The following is a 6196-nucleotide window of genomic DNA, read 5'->3' on the forward strand; positions in this document are numbered from 1 at the left end:
ATCGCCCCGCTCGGCGATGATCCCCTCGTCAGCCTGCCCGACGTGGCTGCCTGACAATCCCGGCCAGACCAGCCGGAGACCAAATGAGCGACCCAACTCCTACACCACGCTCAGGGGCACGATCCGGTGCCTTACGACAAGCTCTATCGGCCGTCGCCGACCAAGCCGTTGTCGAAGGAGGAAACCGAGTGGTTGTACTATGACGGGGACGCCGAACTCGTGTCCTACCTGAAGACGTGGGCGGTCAATCCCTACAAGAAATAGACGGCGCCCGGTCCGGAGGTTCTGAGCGCCGGGCTTCCGCGGCCCGGCCCTCAGGCCGTCGGGGCCGCCGCGCCGAAACTCCCGCCCCGCCCGTCCAGCCATTCGCCGAACCATTTGTCCATGACCAGGATATGGCCGCAGAGCCACATCTCGACGTAGCTCTGGAGGAACTGGACCTCCTCCGGATCGCGCGCGCCGGAATCGGATTGCCGGCGGACGAAGTCGGCGAAGGTGTCGTGCATCGTCTTGTGCTTGGTGTAGTCGGGGTAGCCGACCGCGTGCATCAGCCCTTCCTCGCGGCGGAAATGATAGGCCGAATAATCGGCCAGCTCGCGCAGGAAGCGGTTCGCGGACTCCCGGGTTTCGCCGGCGGCGATGGCTGCGCTGAACTGGTTGAACAGCTGGAACAGGCGCTGGTGGTCTCCGTCCACTGCGCTCTGACCAATGGCATAGGCCGCGTCCCACTCCATGATGTTCCCCGCCCGTTTCTCGAACGGGGAATCATACGCCTTACGGGTGATTCTGTGCAGCGATTATTGCAGGCCGGCAACCGTCGCGGCTCAGTCCTTCAGCCAGTCCGGCACGCGGTCCAGCGCCAGCAGCTCCTCCACCGACACGCGCGGCCGGATGACGGAGAACTGGTCGCCGTTCACCAGAACCTCCGGGATCAGCGGGCGGGTGTTGTAGGTGGAGGACATGACCGCGCCATAGGCTCCCGCCGACAGGATCGCCACCAGCTCGTCCGGCGCCATGGCTGGCAGCGCGCGCTGGAGCGCGAAGGTATCGCCGCTCTCGCAGACCGGACCGACGACGTCGTAGGGCTCGGTAGCGGCGCCCCTGGCGGGCTCGTTTACCGGCACGATGCCGTGATAGGCCTCGTAGAGGGTCGGGCGGATCAGGTCGTTCATCGCCGCGTCGATGATGACGAAGCGGCGGTGCAGCCCCTGCTTCAGGTAGATCACCCGCGACACCAGGATGCCGGCGTTGCCGACCAGCGAGCGGCCCGGCTCCAGCGAGATGCGGCAGCCGAGGTTGCCGGTGATCGACTTCACCATGGCGGCGTAGTCGGCGATGTCCGGCGGCGCCTCGTGCTTGTAGACGATGCCCAGCCCGCCGCCGAGGTCGAGCCGGGTGATGTCGTGGCCGTCCTCGCGCAGGACGTGGAGCAGCGCCGCCACCCGCTCGTAGGCGGCGCGGAAGGGGGCGAGGTCGGTCAGCTGCGACCCGATGTGGACGGCGATGGCCACCGGCTTGATGCCCGGCAGCTTGGCGGCCTGGGCGTAGACCTCCCGCGCGTGGTCGTAATCGACGCCGAACTTGTTCTCCTTCTTGCCCGTCGCGATCTTGGCGTGGGTCTTGGCGTCCACGTCCGGATTCACGCGGAAGGCGATGGGCGCGGTGACGCCCAGGCTGACCGCCACCTCCGACAGGGCCTCCACCTCCGGGATGGATTCCACGTTGATCTGGTGGATTCCGGCCTCCAGCGCGGCGCGCATCTCCTCGCGCGTCTTGCCGACGCCGGAGAAGATGATCTTGCCCGCCGGGATGCCGCCGGCCAGCGCGCGGCGCATCTCGCCGCCCGACACCACGTCGGCGCCGGCGCCCAGCCGCGCGAAGGCGCGGATGACGGCGAGGTTGGAGTTGGCCTTCACCGCGTAGCAGACGTCGGCGTCCTGCCCCGCGAAGGCCCCGGCATAGGCGCTGTAATGCGCCTCCAGCGCCGCGGTGGAGTAGCAGTAGAAGGGCGTGCCGACCTCCGCCGCGATCTTGGACAGCGGAACGGATTCGGCGTGCATCACGCCGTTGCGGTAGGCGAAGGCGCTCATGGGAAGCGGGCTCCGGAGGACGGCTGACCGGGCTTGGGATCGGTCTTCGGGTTCGGGTAGGTGCCGGGGAACGTGTCGGCTTCCTTGCCCTGCGGGGGATCGACGAAGCTCGGCTTCTTGCCGCAGCCGGCCAGCGTCAGCGCGACGGCGGCGGTCGCCAGGATCAGCAGCGGGCGCCTCACAGGAAGCGCTCCCGCGCCGCCTTGACGGCCTCGCGCACGCGGACGGGGGAGGCGCCGCCGAAGCTGCGCCGGCTGTCCAGCGACGCCTCGATGCTCAGCGCCGGGAAGACGGACTCGGTGATGCGCGGCTCGATGGCCTGCAACTCCTCCAGCGTCAGGGCGGTCAGCCCGACGCGCTTGTCCTCCGCCGCCTTCACGGCGCGCCCGGTGATGTGGTGCGCCTCGCGGAAGGGGATGTCCAGCTCCCGCACCAGCCAGTCGGCGAGGTCGGTGGCGTTGAGGAAGCCGCGGTCGGTCGCCTCGCGCAGCGCCGGCACGTTCGGCTGCATGTCGCGCACCATGCCTTCCATGGCGGCGATGCACAGCGCCAGCGTGTCGTCGGCCTCGAAGACCGGCTCCTTGTCTTCCTGCATGTCCTTGGAATAGGCCAGCGGCAGGCCCTTCATGGCGACCAGCAGGCTGTTCAGGCTGCCGATGACGCGCCCGGCCTTGGCGCGCACCAGCTCCGCCGCGTCCGGGTTCTTCTTCTGCGGCATGATCGAGGAGCCGGTGGTGAAGGCGTCCGTCAGCTTGATGAAGCGGAACTGGGCCGAGCACCACAGCACGATCTCCTCCGCGAAGCGGGAGAGGTGCATGCCGCAGATGCTGGCGGCGGCCAGATACTCCAGCGCGAAGTCGCGGTCGGACACGGCGTCCAGCGAGTTTGCGGTGGGCCGGTCGAAGCCCAGCGCCTCCGCCGTCATGAAGCGGTCGATCGGGTAGGGCGTTCCGGCCAGGGCGGCGGAGCCGAGCGGGCACTCGTTCAGCCGGGCGCGGGCGTCGCGCAGGCGGCCGCGGTCGCGCCCGAACATCTCCACATAGGCCAGCAGATGGTGGCCGAAGCTGACCGGCTGGGCGGCCTGGAGATGGGTGAAGCCCGGCATCACCGTGTCGGTGTGCTGCTCCGCCAGATCGATGAGGGCGGCCTGGAGCGCCGTCAGCCCCTGGTCGGCGCGGTCGAGCGCGTCGCGCACCCACAGCTTGAAGTCGGTCGCCACCTGGTCGTTGCGCGACCGCCCGGTGTGCAGGCGCTTGGCCGGCTCGCCGATCAGTTCGGCCAGCCGGGCCTCCACGTTCATGTGGATGTCCTCCAGTTCCACCTTGAAGGTGAAGGCTCCGGAGTCGATCTCTTCCTTGACCCGGTCCAGCCCATCGCGGATGGCATCGGCGTCGGCCTGGGTTATGATGCCCTGGCGCGCCAGCATGGCGGCATGGGCCTTCGACCCGGCGATGTCCTGGTCGGCCAGCCGCTTGTCGAAGCCGATGGAGGCGTTGATCCTCTCCATGATGGCGGCGGGACCGCGGGCGAAGCGGCCGCCCCACATCTGGCTGGCGGCCGGGGCTGAGCCGTCTTGGGCGGCGCGGTCTTGAAGGTTCGGCTTGGGCTGTTCGGCGCTCATGGCGGACACAATACGGATGGGAGGACGGGAAGCGTGAGTATGCGGACTTTGGCGGCCACCGCAATCTTTTGTGTGACGCTGGGCGGTGCCGGGCTGTGGATGGCGCTGGCCGGGCCGTCGGCGCCTCCGCCGCCTGCCGTGCTGACGCTGGACCAGCCCTCTCCCGGGGTGACGGCGGTGGGTCTCGACAAGTTCCGCTACATGGAGCCGCTGGCGCCGGTGCCGGAGCTGCCCTTCCTGGATGGCGAGGGGCGCCGGGTCGACCTGTCGGAATTCAAGGACCGTCTGGTCCTGCTGAACCTGTGGGCGACCTGGTGCGCGCCCTGCGTGAAGGAGATGCCGGCGCTCGACCGCCTCCAGGCGCAGTTGGGCGGGCCGGGCTTCCAGGTGGTGGCGCTGTCGGTGGACCGCGGCGGCAAGGATCAGGTGCAGCCCTTCTACCAGCGGACCGGCGTGAAGAACCTCGCCCTCTACCTCGACCCGTCGAGCGCCTCCATGCAGACGTTGAAGCTGCGCGGCCTGCCGACCACCCTGCTGGTGGACCAGGAGGGGCGGGAGCTTGGCCGCATCGAAGGCGCGGTGGAATGGGATTCGCCGGAGGTCATCGCCTTCCTGCGCAAGCACATGGGCCACGGCGGCGGCCCGAACCGCGACAGCCGCGGCGGCATGGTGAAGACGGGCGGGTGAGTGGTGCGACGAAAAAGACCATTCATTCTTAAAGCCTATATAATATATAGAAAATCTGATGCCGACGTGGCACTCAATATGAATGGCGCCATTTTTAAAAGGGTTCTTGGTTTCGATGGATCAGGCTTCAGCATTTAGTCAGATGGTTATTGCATCTCTGGGCGGCGACCTAAAAGTTGTGTTGGCTATAATAGGCTTTATTGTCATTGCGGTAATATCAACTTTATCGCGATCTGAAATAATTAAAGAAAGAGCTTTCGAAATAGTTGTGTTGTGCATAATTTGTCCAACAATTATTATCATCGCCGTCCAAAAAGAGCCAGATAAAAACAGCGTGTATGTTGGGCTTCTTGGTACTCTCATTGGTTATTTGTTTAATGTTGGGAGATCTGGGGTGGTCTCAAAGGAAAGTCCCCATAAAAGAAATCATGACATTGAAGGGAAGCGAGATTAAAGTTTTACATTGACATTTTCTTCCGGATTGCGAAGTGGGGTCAGCCAATTTATTCTGAAGACCCCGACGTTCCCGGCGGGGCGTCGCCCGGCGGCGCCTGGGTCTGCGGCGGGGCCGGGCCGCGCGCCAACTCGACCATGATGCCCCTCGCCTCCTCGAAATGGCTGTGCAGCATGGGCAGGGCGTCACGGGCGAAGTCGCCCGTCTCGCCGCCGCGCTCGGCCTGCGCCTCGTAGAGCTTGATGGCGCGGGCGTGGGTCTCCTCCTCCGCGGCCATGTAGCGGCGGTCGAAGGCCTCCTCCGGCGTGTCGCGCAGGCTGGACATGTGGGCGCGGGCGGACAGGCCCAATTCGCGCGGGATGGGGATGCCGTGGCGCAGCGCCATGCCGGCCAGCCGGTCCGTCTTCAGCCCGTGGTCATCGGCCATGCGGCGGGCGAAGCGGCGGACCGGCTCCGTCTCCGCCCGGTCCTGGGCCAGCTTGCCGAGCGTCTGTTCGGCCATGCCGTCGGCCAACGCCTCGGCGATGAAGTTGCGCTCCTGCCGGGACAGGGTGGGGGGAGGTGTCGGGGCGGAGCCCGGCGCCTGCGCGAGGACCGGACCGGACAGGAAGGCCACAAGCATTGCCGTCAGGAAGCCGCGCCGCATCGCCCCCGTCCTTTCCGCTGTTCGCCCCGATGCCCCTGCGGGACGAACAGAGCGCGAGCGCAGCGGTTCCGCAGACGCACAAAACCCGCCCCAGTTTCCCAAGGGCGGGCTTCGTTGCATCGTCCGTTCGGAGCCGCCGCGTCAGCGGGTCGGGACCGGCGGGGTCTTGGAGTAGTCATAGAAGCCGCGGCCGACCTTGCGGCCGACCCAGCCGGCCTCGACATACTTCACCAGCAGCGGGCAGGGGCGGTACTTGCTGTCGGCCAGACCCTCGTAGAGGACCTGCATGACCGCCAGACAGGTGTCCAGGCCGATGAAGTCCGCCAGCTCCAGCGGGCCCATCGGGTGGTTGGCGCCCAGCTTCAGCGCCGTGTCGATGGCCTGGACGCCGCCCACGCCTTCGTAGAGGGTGTAGACCGCCTCGTTGATCATCGGCAGCAGGATGCGGTTGACGATGAAGGCCGGGAAGTCCTCGGCCACCGCCGCGGTCTTGCCGATGTTCGCCGTCAGCTCGGCGATCGCGGTGAAGGTCGCCTCGTCCGTCGCGATGCCGCGGATCAGCTCGACGAGCTGCATCACCGGCACCGGGTTCATGAAATGCATGCCCATGAACTTGGACGGGCGGTCCGTCGAGGCCGCGAGGCGGGTGATCGAGATCGACGAGGTGTTCGTCGCGATCAGCGCCTCGGGCTTCAGGT

Annotated in this window: 8 protein-coding genes; 2 read left to right on the forward strand and 6 right to left on the reverse strand. The window is 66.9% G+C overall.

The genetic code is table 11. The features are described from left to right. Nucleotides 1–314: 314 nt before the first annotated feature. The 4 genes from DS837_RS31540 to argH all read right to left on the reverse strand — a co-directional run bounded on the left by DS837_RS31540 (nucleotide 315) and on the right by argH (nucleotide 3711). On the reverse strand, nucleotides 315–734 hold the full coding sequence (locus DS837_RS31540; RefSeq protein WP_149168362.1) for a bacteriohemerythrin: 420 nt from the start codon (nucleotides 732–734) through the stop codon (nucleotides 315–317). Between the two features lie 90 nt (nucleotides 735–824). Next, nucleotides 825–2090, reverse strand: coding sequence for a diaminopimelate decarboxylase (gene lysA / locus DS837_RS31545; RefSeq protein ID WP_149168363.1), 1266 nt, complete (start codon nucleotides 2088–2090; stop codon nucleotides 825–827). Further along, nucleotides 2087–2272: a hypothetical protein gene (locus DS837_RS31550; protein ID WP_014197613.1), complete on the reverse strand. Its 186-nt coding sequence runs from the start codon at nucleotides 2270–2272 to the stop codon at nucleotides 2087–2089. The genes lysA and DS837_RS31550 overlap by 4 nt, the downstream gene beginning before the upstream one ends. Then, complete coding sequence (gene argH / locus DS837_RS31555; protein ID WP_211102454.1) at nucleotides 2269–3711, reverse strand: argininosuccinate lyase; 1443 nt, start codon at nucleotides 3709–3711, stop codon at nucleotides 2269–2271. The genes DS837_RS31550 and argH overlap by 4 nt, the downstream gene beginning before the upstream one ends. A gap of 39 nt (nucleotides 3712–3750) precedes the next feature. Here argH and DS837_RS31560 point away from each other — a divergent pair, with 39 nt between their 5' ends. After that, the gene (locus DS837_RS31560) at nucleotides 3751–4398 is read left to right on the forward strand and encodes a TlpA family protein disulfide reductase (RefSeq protein ID WP_149168367.1); all 648 of its coding nucleotides are present in this window, start codon (nucleotides 3751–3753) and stop codon (nucleotides 4396–4398) included. Nucleotides 4399–4513: 115 nt separating this feature from the next. Continuing rightward, nucleotides 4514–4852, forward strand: coding sequence for a hypothetical protein (locus DS837_RS31565; RefSeq protein ID WP_149168364.1), 339 nt, complete (start codon nucleotides 4514–4516; stop codon nucleotides 4850–4852). A 49-nt stretch (nucleotides 4853–4901) separates the two neighbouring features. Here the strand turns inward: DS837_RS31565 and DS837_RS31570 are convergent, their stop codons facing one another. After that, on the reverse strand, nucleotides 4902–5498 hold the full coding sequence (locus tag DS837_RS31570; protein ID WP_149168365.1) for a DUF4142 domain-containing protein: 597 nt from the start codon (nucleotides 5496–5498) through the stop codon (nucleotides 4902–4904). Between the two features lie 141 nt (nucleotides 5499–5639). Next, a partial coding sequence (locus DS837_RS31575) for a 3-hydroxyacyl-CoA dehydrogenase family protein (RefSeq protein ID WP_247890234.1) occupies nucleotides 5640–6196 on the reverse strand: 557 nt, incomplete at its 5' end.

This window comes from Azospirillum brasilense (assembly GCF_008365405.1).
Taxonomy (GTDB): Bacteria; Pseudomonadota; Alphaproteobacteria; order Azospirillales; family Azospirillaceae; genus Azospirillum; species Azospirillum brasilense_D.

Coding starts and splice junctions, on each gene's coding strand:
- lysA (WP_149168363.1), bottom strand. CDS start 2,090: ATGAGCGCCTTCGCCTACCGCAACGGCGTGATGCACGCCGAATCCGTT.
- DS837_RS31540 (WP_149168362.1), bottom strand. CDS start 734: ATGGAGTGGGACGCGGCCTATGCCATTGGTCAGAGCGCAGTGGACGGA.
- DS837_RS31565 (WP_149168364.1), top strand. CDS start 4,514: ATGGATCAGGCTTCAGCATTTAGTCAGATGGTTATTGCATCTCTGGGC.
- DS837_RS31570 (WP_149168365.1), bottom strand. CDS start 5,498: ATGCGGCGCGGCTTCCTGACGGCAATGCTTGTGGCCTTCCTGTCCGGT.
- DS837_RS31560 (WP_149168367.1), top strand. CDS start 3,751: ATGCGGACTTTGGCGGCCACCGCAATCTTTTGTGTGACGCTGGGCGGT.
- argH (WP_211102454.1), bottom strand. CDS start 3,711: ATGAGCGCCGAACAGCCCAAGCCGAACCTTCAAGACCGCGCCGCCCAA.